The following is a 15,490-nucleotide window of genomic DNA, read 5'->3' on the forward strand; positions in this document are numbered from 1 at the left end:
TGGGCACCGTGACCGTTCGCATACGGCGCGTGACCACTACCCGCGCAGGCGGCGTCTCGGCGCCGCCGTTTGACACGTTCAACCTCGGCGACCACGTCGGTGACGATCCGGCGGCGGTGGCCGCCAACCGGAAACGGCTGAGCGCGGCGATCGGGTTGGGTGATGACGCAGTGGTCTGGATGAACCAGGTGCACAGCGACCGAATCGTCACCGTGGACGGCCCGGTTGACGGCGCCGTCGACAAAACTGACGGCTTGGTCACCACCACACCGCGATTGGCTTTGGCGGTGGTAACCGCCGATTGCGTTCCGGTATTAATGGCCGACGCGCGTGCCGGTGTGGTCGCGGCGGTGCACGCCGGGCGGGTAGGGGCGCAGAAGGGCATTGTGGCCCTGGCGATCCAGGCCATGTTGGGCCTCGGCGCACGATCCGAAGACATCTCCGTACTGCTCGGTCCTGCCGTCAGCGGGCACAACTACGAAGTGCCCGAACCGATGGCCGATGAGGTGGCGGCCGCGTTGCCGGGCAGTCGCACCGTGACGTCCCGCGGTACCCCCGGACTGGACCTGCGCGCCGGAATCGCCGAACAATTAACATCTTTGGGCGTCTCCGCGATCGTCATCGATCCGCGCTGCACCGTCGACGACCGCAATTTGTTCAGCCATCGCCGCGATGCCCCGACCGGACGAATGGCGTCTGTGGTGTGGATGGAATGACGGTGGTGACCGCTCGAGAACTCGAACTGACGGAGAGGCTGGCGGCCGTGCGGGCGCGTCTGGCGCGCGCCGCCGAATCTGCCGATCGCAATGTCGACGAAATTGAATTACTTCCGATCACCAAATTCTTTCCGGCCAGTGATGTCATTATCTTGCGGCATTTGGGGTGTCTGGCATTTGGCGAATCGAGGGAACAGGAAGCATCGAATAAAGTTGCCGAAGTCGGCGAAATGATCGGGCCCAACCCCATTCGCTGGCACATGGTCGGCCGGATCCAGCGCAACAAAGCGCGAGCTATCGCGGGCTGGGCCCACTCCGCACACTCGGTCGACAACGCCAAATTGATCACCGCGCTGGGTCGGGCCGCCGCCGACGCGTTGGTCGCGGAGCGGCGCGCGGATCCCATGCGGGTCTATCTCCAACTCAGCCTCGACGGCGACGAGGAGCGCGGCGGCGTGAACATCGCGAGACCCGATGCGATCGACGAACTTTGCGCCGCCATCGACACCGCCGACGGGCTGCAGTTCGTGGGCCTGATGGCCATCCCGCCGCTGGGATCCGACCCCGACGACTGTTTCGTGCGGTTGCACGCGGAGTTGCAGCGGGTACAGCGCCGCTACCAGCAGCCACTCGAGCTGTCGGCCGGGATGTCAACGCGACCTCGAGGCGGCGGTCAGACACGGGTCTACCTGTGTGCGTGTCGGTACCGCGCTCATGGGGCCACGACCGCTAACGTCTCCATGAGTAGTCACTCCCGTCACATCTTCATCATTGACACCAGAACATCCAGAGGTTGAGAAGGGTCCCCGCCGATGAGCACACTGCACAAGGTCAAGGCCTACTTCGGTATGGCCCCGATGGACGACTACGACGACGAGTACTACGAGGACGACGGCGCCCCATCGCGCGGATACTCACGCCGGGTCCGCGACGACCGCTTCGACGACGAGGGCTATCTCGATCGCGCCGGTCGCGGCTATGAGGGCCGCGAATACGAGGAGCCGGCGCCCTACCGCGGTGCCTACGACGAGAGCCGGTTCGAGCCACGGATCCGTGCGCCGCGCGAATTCGAGCGGCCCGCACCGCGATTCAATGCCCTGCGCGGCTCCACCAGGGGTGCACTCGCGATGGATCCGCGCCGGATGGCCGAGTTGTTCGAGGCGGGCAGCCCGCTGTCGAAGATCACCACGCTGCGGCCCAAGGACTACAGCGAAGCGCGCACCATCGGTGAGCGGTTCCGCGACGGCACCCCGGTGATCATGGACCTCGTCTCCATGGACAACGCCGACGCCAAGCGACTCGTCGACTTCGCGGCCGGACTCGCCTTCGCGCTGCGCGGCTCGTTCGACAAGGTCGCGACGAAGGTCTTTCTGCTGTCACCCGCCGACATCGACGTGTCCGCCGAGGAACGGCGGCGGATCGCCGAGGCGGGCTTCTACGCCTATCAGTAGCGCGCAGTTCCGGGCAGCAACGGTCGGCGGCCCGAACGCCGCTGCCGAATCCGACGGGTAGGCTTGCGGCGTCACGCTGGCGCTCGGCCCTAGAGCGACAGTGGCGACCGTCTGTATCAAATGTCACACAACTGCCTGTAGTGAGGACGGCTGTCGTTGTCGCTCTTCTTCGAGATCCTGGGTTTCGCGCTGTTTGTCTTCTGGCTGCTGCTGATCGCCCGGGTCGTGGTCGAGTTCATCCGGTCGTTTTCCCGCGACTGGCACCCGAAGGGGCTGACGGTGGTGATCCTCGAGGTCATCATGACGGTCACCGATCCGCCGGTGAGGCTGTTGCGGCGGCTCATTCCGCAGCTCACGATAGGCGCGGTCCGATTCGACCTGTCGATCATGGTGCTGCTGCTCGTCGCCTTCATCGGCATGCAATTGGCATTCGGCGCGGCCGCCTGAGACTCGGTACAACAACACGGTTTTGGCGATCGCAGCTGTCGCCGACTCGGGTTTGCCGGGCGTGATATTTGGCCGCCGAATGTCGCGGGGCGGCCGCCGGAATGTTGAAATTCGCTCTTAATTATCTGCCTCTCCTGCAACCGCAGGGTCACGTGTGACAGGATGGACGCCAGTTACGTTCCAGTAAGGCTCTACACTTTGAGATCGGTTGACGGTCCAGACTCCAAGGGGGCAGACAATGCCGCTCACACCAGCCGACGTCCACAACGTTGCGTTCAGCAAGCCACCCATCGGCAAGCGCGGTTACAACGAGGATGAGGTCGACGCCTTTCTCGATCTGGTTGAGAACGAGCTGACCCGGCTCATCGAGGAGAATGCCGATCTTCGTCAGCGGGTCTCGGAGCTGGACCAAGAGGTCGCGAACGCGCGATCCGGCGCCGGCGCCCAACCGACCCAGGCCATTCCTGTCTACGAGCCCGAACCCGAGCCGGCGCCCGCCGCCGCGCCGCAACCTGTGTACGAAGCCCCGCCCGCGGCACCGGCGCCGGTCAGCGAGGACAGCCATCTCAAGGCCGCAAAGGTGCTCAGCCTTGCCCAGGACACCGCGGACCGGCTGACCGGCAGCGCCAAGGCGGAGTCGGAGAAGATGCTCTCCGATGCCCGGGCTCAGGCCGATGCCATGGTCAGCGAGGCCCGGCAGACCGCAGAGACCACGGTCACCGAGGCCCGGCAGCGCGCGGATGCCATGCTCTCCGATGCCCAGACCCGCTCGGAGGCCCAGTTGCGTCAGGCGCAGGAGAAGGCCGACGCTCTGCAGGCCGACGCCGAACGCAAGCATTCCGAGATCATGGGCACAATCAACCAGCAGCGCACGGTGCTGGAGGGTCGCCTGGAACAACTGCGGACGTTCGAGCGCGAATACCGGACCCGGCTCAAGACCTACCTGGAGTCGCAGCTCGAGGAGTTGGGTCAGCGTGGTTCGGCGGCGCCGGTCGATTCCAGCGCCAACAACGACAGCGGCGGATTCAACCAATTCAATCGGGGCAACAACTAGCGCAGTCCTGCGCGCAGAGGGCGCCTCTTCGACCTAGGGTTGGGCAATGCTGATCGTTGCGCTCGTTCTGGCCATCATCGGTCTTGCCGCGCTGGTGACCGCCGTGGTCACCAGCAATGAACTGATCGCCTGGGTCTGCATTGCTGCCAGCGTCGTCGGGGTGGTGCTGCTGATCGTCGACGCGCTGCGCGAGCGCTCCCGACGGGACTCGGGCGAGCAAGCCAGGGAAGGCACCGTCGACACTGTCGACACCAAGGACCGCGAGGTCGAGCCGGAATACGTCGAGGACTATCCGGAAGAAGCTCCGGTCGTCGACGAGAGAAACGACGAGAGCGACGCCGAAACCACCGCCGTGGGCACCGAGCGGCGCGATGACGAGGACACTAACCGTCGTTAAACCGTTGGCGTAGCCAGCAAATCGCGAACCTCGTCGTCGGTCACCTGGTGGAAGTCCGCGAACACCTGACCCACCGCTTCAAACCCCGGCGGCATCGTCGCACACACCACGTCGTCGGCCTCGGAGGCGAGCTCACGGCAGGCCGACGGCGGCCCGACGGGCACCGCGACCACCAGCCGCGCAGGCTTCGCGGCCCGGGCGGCCCTGACCGCGGCCATCATGCTGGCACCGGTGGCGATACCGTCGTCCACCAGGATCACGGTCCGGTCCGCCATGCTCACCGGTGGACGGTCGCCCCGGTAGGCCGACTCGCGGCGGTTCAGTTCGTCGGTCTCGCGTCGAATCGTCGCCTGCAGTTGTTCGTCACTGATGCCCAGGTTTCTCACCAGGTTGTCGTTCACGACGATGCCACCGCCCGTGGCCAAGGCACCCATCGCGAGTTCCTGCCACTGTGGCACACCGAGCTTGCGCACCAGGAACACGTCCAGCGGCGCCCGCAGGGCCACCGCCACCTCCCAGCCGACCGGGACACCGCCGCGCGCGAGGCCCAGCACGAGCAGGTTCTCCTGACCCCGATAGGACACCAACTCCTGCGCCAGGACCCGGCCGGCGTCTCGGCGGTCCCGGAACGTGCGACGTGCATCTCGCCGGGTGAGCCCGCTCCATCCGTTCATCGCAGTCTTTTCGATTCGAGAACATGTCCAGCGTACGACCGTGGGCGTGGCTTCGGGTGTTATCTGCGGACGGGTACCCGAACCTCCGTGGAGCAATCCGCCCGCCCGTCCGCAACGAATAGCTGCCGAGCCCACACCGGAGGACCATGGGAATCGAGTACGAGAGCGTCGTTGACCACCCGCTGGCCGAGGTATTCGCCTGGCATACGCGCCCCGGCGCCATGACCCGGTTGATTCCGCCGTGGCAGTCCATGACCGCGGTGGCCGAAACGGAGTCGCTTGCCGACGGCCGTGCGGTGCTCGGACTGCCGGGCGGGTTGCGCTGGATCGCCCAACACGATCCGGCGCGTTATGACCCACCGCACCGCTTCGTTGACGCGCTCGCATCACAGGGACCCGCGAGCTGGCCCCCGCGCGTCATCGGCTGGTGGCGCCACACCCACGAATTCAGCGAGGCGGCGCGGGGTACCCGCGTGTACGACCACGTCGACACCTCGGTACCCGCGGCCGCCCTTCGGTCCACCTTTGTCTATCGCCACCGACAGCTCGCCGATGACCTGGCCGCACACCGCGACGCCGCCGACTCGGGCGCGGGGCCGATGGTGGTCGCCATCACGGGTGCCTCCGGCCTCATCGGCTCGGCACTGGCCGCGTTTCTGAGCACCGGCGGTCACCGGGTCATCCGGTTGGTGCGCCACTCGGCACGTAATGAGCTTGAGCGGCAATGGGATCCGGACAATCCCAGCGCTGACCTGCTGTCGGGCGTGGACGCCGTCGTGCACTTGGCCGGCGCGTCGATCGCCGGGCGGTTCAGCGACGGGCACAAGGCCGCGATCAGGGACAGCCGCATCGGGCCGACCCGGCGCCTCGCCGACGTCGCGGCGCGCGCGGACGACGGCCCGCGCACGTTCGTCAGCGCCTCGGCGATCGGGATCTACGGCTTCGACCGCGGTGATGCGGTGTTGTGCGAGGAGAGCGTCGCCGGTGACGGCTTTCTCGCCGACGTGGTCTCCGAATGGGAGGCGGCGACGGAACCGGCGGCCGGCGCGGGGTTGCGCGTCGTGCGCGTGCGGACCGGCATCGTGCAGTCCGCGCGCGGTGGAACGCTGCGACTGATGCGCCCGCTGTTCCTGGCGGGACTGGGCGGACGGCTGGGGACGGGACAACAGTGGTTGTCCTGGATCGGACTCGATGACCTGATCGACGTCTACTACCGGGCGCTGTACGACCCGCGACTGACCGGACCGGTCAACGCGGTCGCGCCCGCACCGGTGTGCAACTCCGACTACACCAAAGCGCTGGGCCGGGTGGTACACCGGCCGACGGTGCTGCCGGTGCCGCCCTTCGGTCCACGGCTTCTGCTGGGGGAGCAGGGTGCGCGCGAACTCGCGACGGCCAATCAGCGGGTGGTGCCGACGAAGCTGCAGACGCTCGGTCACCGATTCAGGCGGTCACAACTCGCCGATGCGCTCGCTCATGAACTCGGGCGCGGCTGACCGTGCGACGTGGGTCAGGAAGCCGCCGACCAGACCGTGGATCCGCCTGGCCGCGCTGTCAGCCAGTTCTATTGTGCGCGAACGCAACTCATCGTGACTGAGTCCTACGCCGACGACCTCGCCGTCGCGGTCCTCGGCGAGCCAGAGATCCAGCAGGGCGAGGTCGATCTCCGGATGGAACTGCAGCGCCATCGCCCGGCCCAGCACGAACGCCTGCGACGAGTTCGCTGTCCGCGCGATCTCGGTCGCCCCCGGCGGCAGCGTCCACCGGTCGAAGTGCCACTGGAACCACGGTCCACCGGGCACCAGATCGGGATTGTCGCTGGCGACGTCGTACCAGCCGATCTCCGGAGTGGACGACCGCGCAACGGACCCGCCCAATGCCTGAGCCAGTAGCTGGCCGCCGAAGCAGACCCCGAGCAGGGCCACCCCCGCATCGGCGGCGTAGGAGATCAACTGCATCTCACTGCCCACCCAGGTGCGGCGCAGCGCCTCGTCGTACACCGGCCAACGCGCGCCCAGCGGGACGATGACGTCGTAGCCGGTCGGATCGGGAAAGGTCACCTCGCCCGCCGGGCTGTCGATGCGCTCGGCGGGCACCACCTCGAAGGTGTCCACGTCGAAGCGGTGGTCGGTGAACGCCTCCCCGAGCAGGCCCTCGGTTGTGAGGTGCTCGTTGTAGATGAACAGAACCTTCGACGCCACGATCGCCATTATTTCGGTGGCGGCATGGGTGGCGTGTCGTCGGGGGCCAGTTCGGCGCCGATCCGGCGGAACAGCGTGTCGGCCTCGTTACGGTAATTGCCCTGGGCATCGAACGCTCCCGGGGCGTACGTCGCGGCGACGGCGATGGCGATCCTCTGCGCCGGTAAGTAGGCCTCCACGGCCGAGTACCCGGAGAACAGCGGATTCTGCAGCAGCCAGTTCCCCGAGATGACGACCCCGAGACCGTAGGCGTAGCCGTCGGTCATCGCGTCGCAGGTGGTACACCCGGGCTGCTCGTGGGTCTTGCCGCGCAGATCGGTCGCCACCATCTTCTGATACGAGTCGGCGGTGAGCAGCCGGCCCGAGCCGATGCCGACCGCCGTCGCCTCCAGGTCGTAGATGTTGGTGGTCTGGATCGCACCGTGAGTGATCGTCCAGGACGGATCCCAATACGTGGTCTCCTCGTAGAACGGGATGCCGGCCGGGATCCTCAGGGCGGCACGCCGTTCTGAGCTGAACGCGTGCAGCGCGGGCGACGGGATCTCTGCGGTGCTGGAATTCGCCGTGTTCGTCAAGCCGAGGGGGCGAAGCACCTTGTCGGACAACAGCTTCGGCATGTCTTGGCCCGTCGCCTTCTCCAGGACGAGCCCCAGCAGCACGTAATTGGTGTGCGCGTAGTTCCAGTTGGTTCCCGGCTCGTAGAGCAGAGGTCTGTTGACGGCGAAGTCCAGCAGGTCATGGGTGGTCCACCGGCGGAACGGGTTCTCGTAGAGCGCTGCGTTCATCGCGGTGTTGCCGATCACGTAGTCGACGTAGCCCGAGGTCATCTGCGCCAGCTGGCCCAGCGTCACCCGGTCGGCGTGCGGAATCTCGGGCAACCACTTCGACAGCTTGTCGTCCAGCCTGACTTTCTTCTCGTCGACGAGCTCGAGCAGTAGCGTGGCGACGTAGGAGATCGCCACGGCGCCGTTGCGGAAGTGCATGTTCGTCGTCGCAGGCACTCCCGTCATCGATTCGCCGAGCGCCTCGGTGACGACTTCCGTGCCGTCCACCGTGACCCGGACGATGGCGGCCTTCAGATGGGCCTCGGCCATCACGTCCCGGACGGCACGCATCACCGCGTCCGCTTCGGGATTGTCGATGGTCGACGTGGGGGATCGGGACGGTAGCGCATCGGGTGCGCAGCCCGTCAGCAGGATGAGGACGCTGGCCACCGTGAGGAGGCATCGGGTGACGGGCATGTCGCCGATCCTGACAGAGCCGCGGGTGAGCAGGCCGCCTTCGACGATTGTCGACTGGGCGATCCGCCCCCGGGGCTGCGCCTTCGGTGACGAGATCGGCTCCGCGAGCCGTGCGCGAGCGATGAGCGTGAGATTCGGCGCCGCGTATTCCAGTTAGCAAATACTTGAGCGCCGGGCGCGGTAGTCCGTCTCTCCGCGGTCGCCGGATGAATCGGCTTGGTCGGCTTCCGGGTCGAGTTGGCCGTGCTTGTTTCGAATCGCGATTTGCTATCGCCAGCGCCTCGTGAATCCACTCGGAATATCCTAATTTGCGAAAAGTGCCCCTCAGATGCCGGGCTTACCTTGGAAGTCCGGACGTCGATCAGCTGATATCGGTTCGACGGAGGCGGTCATAGATCGAAACAAGGTTGCTGACGCTGCGTGGGCTTGCTCAGCACTGCTCACCTGGCGGCAACTCGCGACAATCGACACTGTCGTCGATTCCGAAGAACCTGCGATCGGCGCTGCTAGGCTGGCGAAACCGGCCAGCTAAATCTGACGCCGGTGTACAGGTAGTGGCGATCAATTCCGGGGGGCGACGAGGATGGTCCGGCAGCCTCGGTCCGAGGTCACCCGGCGAAAGATCATCAATGCCGCCGTCGAGTTGTACGACGAGGTCGGCTATCCGAGCACCGGACTCGGCGACATCATCGAACGCGTCGACGTCACCAAGGGCGCGCTCTATCACCATTTCGATTCGAAGGAATCTCTGGCGTTCGCCATCATCGATGAGGCCGTGTACCAGGTGGGGGATGCGCTCCGGCGCGCCAGCCAGTCGTCATCGGCGCTGGAAGGTCTGATCCTCGGTGGATTCGCGGCGGCCGAACTCACAAGTTCGGAGAAGCTGGTGCGAACCGGCGGGCACCTTCTCCTCACGTTCGCGAAGTTCAACGAGTCGGTCGCCGGTTATTACCGCGCCTGGCTCGCGGGCACGGTGGCTCGGGTTCGCCTGGCACAGTCCGAGGACGACATCCGTTCGGATCTCGACGCGGAGGTCGTCGGCGGCGTGATCCTCAGCACGCTGATCGGCGCCGAGGTGATCTCGAACTCCCTGTCAGGCGGCCGCGACCTCGTGGTGCGCGTGAACCACGCGTGGGAGATGCTCCTCCCGACGATCGTGCCCGAGGCGTCGCTGTCGTATTTCCGTCAGTTCCTGGCCCGCCAGTCGTCGCGTCTGCAGCCGGCCACGCCGGCCGATTGACTCCGACCGCCTACCGGCGGCCGCGATCCCACAACTGTTCCGTCAGGTCTTCGAACGTCGCCAACGCCAGCGGATCGTCTTCACGCAGCAGCGCGGACTTGCTCATCTTGGCCCGCACGATGGACCCGTCGGCATGCATCAACGACACGATCTCGTTGGCGTAGCCACGAACGGCGGACACCGGCGACGCGTCAACCGGTGCGGTGTTGAAGATCTCGATGAACTTCAGCGACAGCACCTTCTCGGTGGTGTAGCCGAGCATCTCGGCGAATGCCGCATTGGCGAAGAGGATCGAGCCGTCTTGACCGATGGCCACCACCGGGACGGGCATCCGCTCGAGCACCACGCGGGCCGGCAGCTGCCCGAGCAAGGTGATCGGTGACTGCACGCTCTGACTCTGCCGTCGTCGGTTCACGCCCGGATTATCGCGTCTTACCGAGCAGAATTTGCTGAAAACCCACGATCACGGTGATGGGTTTCACAGCCGCATTCATCGGCTACCCGGTCGCCGGGGTCACCCGCGGTCGTCCGCCGGGCCGACGCAAGGAGGAAGCACGTGTCGGATCGATCCGACTGGTTCCTCACGACGGCCGAGCGCGGTAACTTCAGCACCCGGCTGCCCGCCTGGTGTGAGGGCAACCGGGCGGAGCCGCTGGTTCACGGTGCGACGTATTTCGACCGGCTGGCAACCGAAGTCGAGGCGATGCGTGCCGGCGATCACCTGTTCTTCACCGACTGGCGGGGTGATCCCGATCAGAAGATGCGCGCCGGCGGACCCACGGTCGCCGAACTGTTCTGCCGAGCCGCGGAGCGCGGAGTGATCGTCAAGGGCCTGGTCTGGCGGTCGCATCTGGACCGGCTCCAGTACAGCGAAGAGGAGAACGAACACCTCGGCGAGGATATCGAGCGCGCCGGCGGAGAAGTACTGCTGGACCAGCGTGTCCGGATCGGCGGCTCGCATCACCAGAAACTGGTGATCTGCCGCCATCCCGATGAGCCGCAGCGGGATGTCGCATTCGCCGGCGGCATCGACCTGTGCCATTCCCGCCGCGATGACGAGTCGCACCGCGGTGATCCCCAGTCGGTTCGGATGGCTCAACGATACGGCGAGCACCCGCCGTGGCACGACGTTCAGCTGAGATTGCAGGGTCCCGTCGTCGGTGCGCTGGATACGTCGTTCCGGGAGCGCTGGACCGACTCCACGCCGATCGATGTGACGTCGCCGATCGCCTGGGTGGTGGACAGGCTGCGCCGGGCGGACCTCTCATCGGGCCGCCTGCCGCCGAAGCCGCCCGATCCGTCACCGTGCGGGCCGCTCGCGGTTCAGGTGCTGCGCACCTACCCGAAGACCCTTTTCACTTACGACCACGCGCCGCGGGGCGAGCGCAGCATCGCCCGCGCCTACTCCAAGGCGGTGCCGCGGGCGCGGCGACTGATCTACCTCGAGGACCAGTACCTGTGGTCCAAGCGGGTCGCCCACCTGTTCGCGCGCGCCCTGACCGACAACCCCGACCTCCACCTGGTCGCCGTCGTGCCGCGGTATCCCGACGTCGACGGGCGTCTCGAACTGCCCCCGAATCACGTCGGTCGCTGGCAGGCGCTCGAAGTGTGCCATCGGGCCAGCCCGGAACGCGTACACGTATTCGACGTCGAGAACCACGACGGCACACCGGTGTACGTGCACGCCAAAGTCTGTGTGATCGACGATATCTGGGCTTCGGTCGGCAGTGACAACTTCAACCGCCGGTCGTGGACGCACGACACTGAGTTGGCATGCGCCGTGCTGGATGACACCGGGGCATTCGCGCGCGACCTCCGGCTGCGGCTGATGCGTGAACATCTCGATCGCGCACCCGACGGTGGAATGGACGGTGGACTGGCCGATCCCGCCACCGCCGTGCGCGAGATCACCGCAGCCGCAGAGGCGCTGGACGACTGGTACGCACGGGATTGCGCGGGACCCAGACCGCCTGGCCGATTGCGGCGCCACCGGTCCGGACGGCTGCGGCTGCTCACCCGGCTGTGGGCCGAGCCGGCCTACCGGATGATCTACGACCCGGACGGACGGTCGGTTCGCGACCGGGTGATGCGACGACTGTGACGCGTGTTCGGAAATCAGCTCAACAGCCGGCTCAATAACCGTAGTCGAACTCGACGGGCAGGCCGACCGGACCGCTGATGCCGCTTCCACGCATCCGGCGCGCCATGATCGTGAGGTTCGCGCCGAGTTCGATTCTCGCGAGGTTCGCGCGAGGCAGCTCCCCGCGGTTGTCGGGTGGGACCGTCAATCAACAATTCTTTGCGCTGGTGCACGCCGTGATGCGGGTAGAGGAGTACTCGTTTTCCCGCTTGTCGGACCGCCGCTGTCAGTGGACCGCGGCAGAATCGAAAGTATGTTCGATTTGGCAGGGATGGCGGCGGTGGACCCGCATGCCGATCAAGCGGCCCTGATCAGGCGGATCGACGAGTTGGAGCGGGTCAAGTCGGCGGCCGCCGCTGGTCAGGCGCGCGCGGCCGCGGCGCTGGACGCCGTGCGCCGGGCCGGCGAAGCGGCCGCGGGTGTGCCCAGGGCCAAGCAGGGCCGGGGTGTGGCCGGCGAGGTGGCGCTGGCGCGGCGGGATTCCCCGTCGCGGGGCGACAGGCATCTGGGTTTCGCGAAAGCACTGGTCTACGAGATGCCGCACACCATGGCCGCACTGGAGTGTGGCGCACTGTCGGAATGGCGTGCGACGTTGATCGTGCGGGAATCCGCCTGCCTCGCCGTCGAGGACCGTCGCGCGCTGGACGCCGAATTATGCGGCGACATCAGCGAACTCGACGGCATGGGGGACGCCCGGGTGGTGGCAGTGGCCAAGAATATCGCCTACCGGCTCGACCCGCGGGCCGTGGTCGACCGCGCGGCCAAGGCGGTGGCGGACCGGACCGTGACCATTCGGCCGGCGCCCGACACCATGACGTATGTGACCGTGCTTTTGCCGGTCGCGCAGGGCGTCGGTGTCTTCGCGGCGCTCAAGCGGGCGGCCGACACCACGTTCGACGACCGCTCACGGGGCCAGGTAATGGCCGACACCCTGGTCGAGCGGGTCACCGGGCGGCCTGCCGAGGAGGCGGAGCCGATGGCGGTCAATCTGGTGATCTCGGACCAGACACTGTTCGGCGCTGACGACTCACCGGCGTTGATCGAGGGATTCGGACCGATTCCGGCGTCGGTGGCGCGCGGTCTGGTCAATGCGGCGGTCACCGACGGACTTTCCAAGGCAACGTTACGGCGGCTGTACCGGCATCCGAAGGCGGGAACATTGGTGGCGATGGAGTCACGGTCGCGGTGTTTCCCGAAGAGTTTGGCGGCGTTCATCGGGTTGCGGGATCAAACTTGCCGGACACCGTACTGCGACGCCCCAATCCGGCATCGCGATCACGCCCAGCCCCGCAGCCGCGGGGGACCGACCGCGGTGGTCAACGGCCTCGGCATGTGTGAGCACTGCAATTACTCGAAAGAGTCACCCGGTTGGTGTGTCTGCGCCCACCAGGAAGACGGAGTCCACACAGCTGAATTCGTGACACCGACCGGCGCGCACTACCGATCGACGGCGCCGCCACTGCCGGGTTCGCCGACGACCGTGGTCAGTGAAGTCGAGGTTCGGATCGGTATCGCGATCGCGCAGTTACACGCCGCGTAGGTTGTAGCGCCGCTCGGGTCGGCCCACCCCGTACTGCAGGCGCAGTTCAAGGGCGCCCGTGCTGAGGTAGTGCTCCAGGTATCGGCGGGCGCTGACACGTGAGATACCCACCAGCTCAGCGCATTCCGCCGCCGACACCTCGCCGCTGTCGCGCACGGCGTCCAGGACAAGGCGTCCGGTTTCGGCGCCGAGCCCCTTCGGCAGAATCTCCTGCCCGGGTGGGGTGGCCGCCGGTCCGCCGAACAGCGAGTCGATCAACGACTGGTCGGCGCCGCCGGCGGCGGACTCCAGTGCATCGGCGCGGGCCGCGAACGCCGCCAATTTGGCCTTCAATTGGCCGAACTCGAACGGTTTGATCAGGTAATCGGCGGCGCCGCCGTCCAGTGCGCCACTCACGGTGTCCAGCTCGCGGGCCGCGGTGATCATGATGACACCGACCCGGTCGCCGTCGGACCGCAGCCGGTGCAGGACTTCCAGGCCGGTCATGTCGGGCAGGTACACGTCCAGCAGGATCAGTTGCGGCTTCAGTTCGCGCGCCGCCGCCAACGCATCGGCACCCGTGCGGGCGACGCCGACAGCGCGGAAGCCCTCGACCTGCTCGACGAAACGCCGGTGGATCTCGGCGACCATGAAATCGTCGTCGACGACCAGGACATCACGCATGGACGGCTCTTTCGGAGGTGGGCACCGCGCTGCTCTCCGGCAGCCGGACGACGAACAACGCGCCGCCGGACGGCCCGTCGCTGACCTCGACCGTGCCACCGTGTTGGGCCGTGACCAGCCGCACGAGCGCGAGCCCGATACCGCGCCCACCCGGCACGTCGGGTTTCGAGGTGATCCCGCGCGCGAAGATCGCCTCCCGAAGATTTTCGGGCACACCCGGGCCCGAGTCGGTCACCGATATGGTCAGCCCGTCGCGGTCGTTGATGCCGACTGTGACCGTTGCGGGCTTGGCCCCCACCGAGACGTCGACGGCGTTGTCGATCAAATTTCCCAGCAGCGTGATCACATCCGTGGCGAGCGCAGGGTCGAGGGCGACGAGGTGTGACTGCTGATCGATCTCCATCACCACTCCGCTCTCGGCGGCCAGTGTGGTCTTCGCGATCAGCAATGCGGCGACGGCGGGGTCCGAAATCCGTTGGGTGACCGCATCGCTGATCTCCGCGCGCCGGCGCGTCAGGGTGCCGACCAGATCCCGGACCGAATCGTATTCGCCCAGCTGGACCAGCCCGGAGATGGTGTGCAGCTGGTTGGCGAACTCGTGGGTCTGTGCCCGCAACGTGTCGGTCACGCTCTTGTGCGACGACAACTGCCCCTGCAGGGCAGCGAGTTCGGTGCTGTCGCGCATCGTCGTGACCGTTCCGATTCGCTGACCCTGGCTGGTGGCGGCCTGCCGGTTCAACGCCAGCACGCGGGTCCGGGTGGCGATGACGACGTCGCGCCCATCCTCGCCGGACAGCAGGAATTCGATCACCGCCCGGTCGAGCCCGACGCTGTCGACACGTCGCCCTACGGCCGCGCCGGTGACGTCGAGGAGTTCCTGCGCACTGTCGTTGAGCAGCGTGATGTCACCCTCGTTGTTGACCGCCACCACGCCCTCACGAATGCTGTGCAGCAACGCTTCCCGATGGTCGGCCAGGTTGGCGATCTCGGCGACCTCCAGCCCGCGGGTATGGCCCTTGATCCGCCGCGACAGCAACCACGACGCCACAAGGCCCAACGCCGCGCCGATGCCCAGGTAGATCAGGAGCCGTTCGCCCGCACCGCTGAGCAGCTCCCACACCGACGGGTACCGCTCGCTCACCGAGGCCACCGCCAGCACATCGCCGTCGATCGACAGGATCGGCACCTGCCCGACCAGGCTGTGCACACCGTCGACATTGTCGTCGCCGAACCACGCCCTGCCCTCGTCGGCCCGGCTGGGTCCCAGATCCATTCGCTTTCCGACGCGGGACGGGTCCGATGACACCCGGACGCTGCCGTCGGGATCGAGGATCTCGGCCAACCCCGCCCCCGACAACGCCACCGCGCGGTCGACCTCCGGCGCCAGCACGCGCGACGCGAAGGGATCGGCGTACCGCTCCCGCACGAGGGGCGTGGACGCCATGTTCTCCGCGACCGCGATCATGCGCTGCCCCCGCACCTCGCGGAACTCCCGCGTCGACTGGGCCACCGACACCCCGGCCACCGCGACCAGCACGACGGCGACCACCATCAGCTGGAACAGCAGGAACTGACCGGCGAGGCTTCTGCCCCTGAGCAGGCCGGCGACCGTGGACCACCGCGACGAGGTCATGAACTCAATGACCAATACTTCCTTTGCGTTCGTATCGGTGACCTGGGTCACCGTTCGGGTCCAGTATTGCTGAGCATCACAAATCGGTGATTG

General features: G+C 66.8%; 16 protein-coding genes and 1 pseudogene. 10 read left to right on the top strand and 7 right to left on the bottom strand.

The window, feature by feature from the left end; genetic code table 11:
* Nucleotides 1-8: 8 nt before the first annotated feature.
* The 6 genes and pseudogenes from pgeF (at nt 9) to ACVWWN_RS20245 (ending at nt 4,065) form a co-directional block, all read left to right on the top strand.
* A complete protein-coding gene (pgeF, locus tag ACVWWN_RS20220) occupies nt 9-716 on the top strand; it encodes a peptidoglycan editing factor PgeF (protein WP_457145431.1) in 708 nt (235 codons plus the stop codon).
* Nucleotides 713-1,460: pseudogene (locus tag ACVWWN_RS20225) on the top strand (YggS family pyridoxal phosphate-dependent enzyme). The gene pgeF and the pseudogene ACVWWN_RS20225 overlap by 4 nt, the downstream one beginning before the upstream one ends.
* Nucleotides 1,461-1,528: 68 nt before the next feature.
* Nucleotides 1,529-2,167: a cell division protein SepF gene (locus ACVWWN_RS20230; protein WP_457145432.1), complete on the top strand. Its 639-nt coding sequence runs from the start codon at nt 1,529-1,531 to the stop codon at nt 2,165-2,167.
* A 156-nt stretch (nt 2,168-2,323) separates the two neighbouring features.
* Entirely contained in the window at nt 2,324-2,614 is a 291-nt protein-coding gene (locus ACVWWN_RS20235) for a YggT family protein (RefSeq protein ID WP_457145433.1), read from the top strand.
* 238 nt (nt 2,615-2,852) lie between these two features.
* A complete protein-coding gene (gene wag31, locus ACVWWN_RS20240; protein WP_457145434.1) occupies nt 2,853-3,668 on the top strand; it encodes a DivIVA-like cell division protein Wag31 in 816 nt (271 codons plus the stop codon).
* A 46-nt stretch (nt 3,669-3,714) separates the two neighbouring features.
* Nucleotides 3,715-4,065, top strand: a complete 351-nt coding sequence (locus ACVWWN_RS20245; RefSeq protein WP_457145435.1) for a DUF308 domain-containing protein — start codon at nt 3,715-3,717, stop codon at nt 4,063-4,065.
* Here ACVWWN_RS20245 and ACVWWN_RS20250 read toward each other — a convergent pair.
* The gene (locus ACVWWN_RS20250; protein WP_457145436.1) at nt 4,062-4,739 is read right to left on the bottom strand and encodes a phosphoribosyltransferase; all 678 of its coding nucleotides are present in this window, start codon (nt 4,737-4,739) and stop codon (nt 4,062-4,064) included. The genes ACVWWN_RS20245 and ACVWWN_RS20250 overlap by 4 nt on opposite strands.
* A gap of 146 nt (nt 4,740-4,885) precedes the next feature.
* On the opposite strand from ACVWWN_RS20250, the gene ACVWWN_RS20255 reads away from it, so the two are divergent.
* Nucleotides 4,886-6,235 (top strand): TIGR01777 family oxidoreductase, encoded by a 1,350-nt coding sequence (locus ACVWWN_RS20255; protein ID WP_457145437.1) that lies wholly within the window; start codon nt 4,886-4,888, stop codon nt 6,233-6,235.
* Here ACVWWN_RS20255 and ACVWWN_RS20260 read toward each other — a convergent pair.
* Both ACVWWN_RS20260 and ACVWWN_RS20265 read right to left on the bottom strand, forming a co-directional pair.
* On the bottom strand, nt 6,191-6,949 hold the full coding sequence (locus tag ACVWWN_RS20260; RefSeq protein WP_457145438.1) for a type 1 glutamine amidotransferase: 759 nt from the start codon (nt 6,947-6,949) through the stop codon (nt 6,191-6,193). The two genes, ACVWWN_RS20255 and ACVWWN_RS20260, sit on opposite strands and share 45 nt — an antisense overlap.
* The gene (locus ACVWWN_RS20265) at nt 6,949-8,181 is read right to left on the bottom strand and encodes a serine hydrolase domain-containing protein (protein ID WP_457145439.1); all 1,233 of its coding nucleotides are present in this window, start codon (nt 8,179-8,181) and stop codon (nt 6,949-6,951) included. The genes ACVWWN_RS20260 and ACVWWN_RS20265 overlap by 1 nt, the downstream gene beginning before the upstream one ends.
* 583 nt (nt 8,182-8,764) lie before the next feature.
* Between ACVWWN_RS20265 and ACVWWN_RS20270 the strand changes: the two genes are divergently transcribed.
* Nucleotides 8,765-9,421, top strand: coding sequence for a TetR family transcriptional regulator (locus tag ACVWWN_RS20270; RefSeq protein WP_457145440.1), 657 nt, complete (start codon nt 8,765-8,767; stop codon nt 9,419-9,421).
* A 10-nt stretch (nt 9,422-9,431) separates the two neighbouring features.
* On the opposite strand, the gene ACVWWN_RS20275 is transcribed toward ACVWWN_RS20270, so the two are convergent.
* On the bottom strand, nt 9,432-9,797 hold the full coding sequence (locus tag ACVWWN_RS20275; RefSeq protein ID WP_457149205.1) for a PAS domain S-box protein: 366 nt from the start codon (nt 9,795-9,797) through the stop codon (nt 9,432-9,434).
* Nucleotides 9,798-9,977: 180 nt separating this feature from the next.
* On the opposite strand from ACVWWN_RS20275, the gene ACVWWN_RS20280 reads away from it, so the two are divergent.
* Complete coding sequence (locus ACVWWN_RS20280) at nt 9,978-11,522, top strand: phospholipase D family protein (RefSeq protein WP_457145441.1); 1,545 nt, start codon at nt 9,978-9,980, stop codon at nt 11,520-11,522.
* 31 nt (nt 11,523-11,553) lie between these two features.
* Here the strand turns inward: ACVWWN_RS20280 and ACVWWN_RS20285 are convergent, their stop codons facing one another.
* Complete coding sequence (locus tag ACVWWN_RS20285; RefSeq protein ID WP_457145442.1) at nt 11,554-11,709, bottom strand: hypothetical protein; 156 nt, start codon at nt 11,707-11,709, stop codon at nt 11,554-11,556.
* 105 nt (nt 11,710-11,814) lie between these two features.
* On the opposite strand from ACVWWN_RS20285, the gene ACVWWN_RS20290 reads away from it, so the two are divergent.
* Entirely contained in the window at nt 11,815-13,101 is a 1,287-nt protein-coding gene (locus tag ACVWWN_RS20290; RefSeq protein WP_457145443.1) for an HNH endonuclease, read from the top strand.
* Here the strand turns inward: ACVWWN_RS20290 and ACVWWN_RS20295 are convergent.
* Together ACVWWN_RS20295 and ACVWWN_RS20300 are read right to left on the bottom strand one after the other, a co-directional pair.
* The gene (locus ACVWWN_RS20295; RefSeq protein WP_457145444.1) at nt 13,087-13,764 is read right to left on the bottom strand and encodes a response regulator; all 678 of its coding nucleotides are present in this window, start codon (nt 13,762-13,764) and stop codon (nt 13,087-13,089) included. The genes ACVWWN_RS20290 and ACVWWN_RS20295 overlap by 15 nt on opposite strands.
* The gene (locus ACVWWN_RS20300; RefSeq protein WP_457145445.1) at nt 13,757-15,397 is read right to left on the bottom strand and encodes an ATP-binding protein; all 1,641 of its coding nucleotides are present in this window, start codon (nt 15,395-15,397) and stop codon (nt 13,757-13,759) included. The genes ACVWWN_RS20295 and ACVWWN_RS20300 overlap by 8 nt, the downstream gene beginning before the upstream one ends.
* Between the last annotated feature and the right edge of the window lie 93 nt (nt 15,398-15,490).

The sequence above is a fragment of the Mycobacterium sp. URHB0021 genome, assembly GCF_054057895.1.